This window comes from Mycobacterium lehmannii (genome assembly GCF_001499925.1).
GTDB classification, from domain to species: domain Bacteria; phylum Actinomycetota; class Actinomycetes; order Mycobacteriales; family Mycobacteriaceae; genus Mycobacterium; species Mycobacterium lehmannii.
The window spans coordinates 1-1,077 of the sequence record NZ_LQIR01000062.1; the positions used below are offsets into that span (position 1 = coordinate 1).

Consider the following 1,077-nt stretch of genomic DNA (forward strand, 5'->3'; position numbering starts at 1 on the left):
TGTAATGGCCAGGCAGGTTGTGGACGGCGTGGCGTGAGGAAGTAGGTGAGGACCTCCGGTATCGGTGTGGTTACCACACGCACATCGATCACCGAGAGGTCCTCATGTCTCACGCTAATGCCTTTTTGACCCCGAAGGGACGACTGCGGCTGGCTTGCTGTGTCGTCGATCAGGGTTGGCCGCTGCGCAGGGCTGCTGAGCGGTTCCAATGCTCGCCGACCACGGCGAAGAAGTGGGCCGACCGCTATCGCGTTGGGGGTGTCGCGGCGATGGCCGATCGCTCCAGTCGTCCGTACGTCAGCCCAAACCGAACCCCGAAAAAGACCGAGCGGCGAATCATCAACCTGCGTTTCACGCGTCGGTGGGGACCGCATCGGATTGCCTATCACCTGCATCTATCCCGCTCGACGGTGCAGTCGGTATTGCGCCGTTACCAGATGCCGCTGCTGCGCCACCTGGATCACAACACGGGCCTGGCGGTGCGCCGGCCGACACCGCGCCGGTATGAATATCCGGCGCCAGGCGATCTTGTGCACCTCGACATCAAGAAGTTGGGCCGTATCCCCGATGGTGGTGGGCACCGCAGACTCGGTCGCACGATCGGCAACCGACACAACAAAAAGTGCGGCCGCGGCTATGCCTTCCTGCATCACGCTGTCGATGACCATTCCCGGCTGACCTACTCCGAGATCCTCGACGACGAGCGCAAGGAAACCGCCACGGCGTTCTGGAGACGAGCCAAACAATCCTTCGCCGATCATGGCATCGTCATCAAGGCGGTACTCACTGACAACGGATCCTGCTACCGTTCAAAGCTTTTCGCCGAGGAATTAGGTCCCGGCATCAAGCATCGGAAGACCCGCCCGTACCGGCCGCAGACCAACGGAAAAGTTGAGCGATTCAACCGCACCCTCAACCAGGAATGGGCCTACGCCCAGACCTACCTAACCGATGAGGCCCGCGCAGCCACCTACCAAGCGTGGGTTCATCACTACAATCACCACCGACCCCACACCGGCATCAAGGGAAAGTCACCTATCGAACGCCTCGACGTTCACAACCTGCCCGCGAAGAACA

General features: G+C 61.0%; 1 protein-coding gene. It reads left to right on the forward strand.

Translation table 11 applies throughout. The features are described from left to right. Nucleotides 1-104: 104 nt before the first annotated feature. On the forward strand, nt 105-1,077 hold a 973-nt coding region (locus tag AU192_RS21885; protein WP_064399632.1), incomplete at its 3' end, for an IS481 family transposase.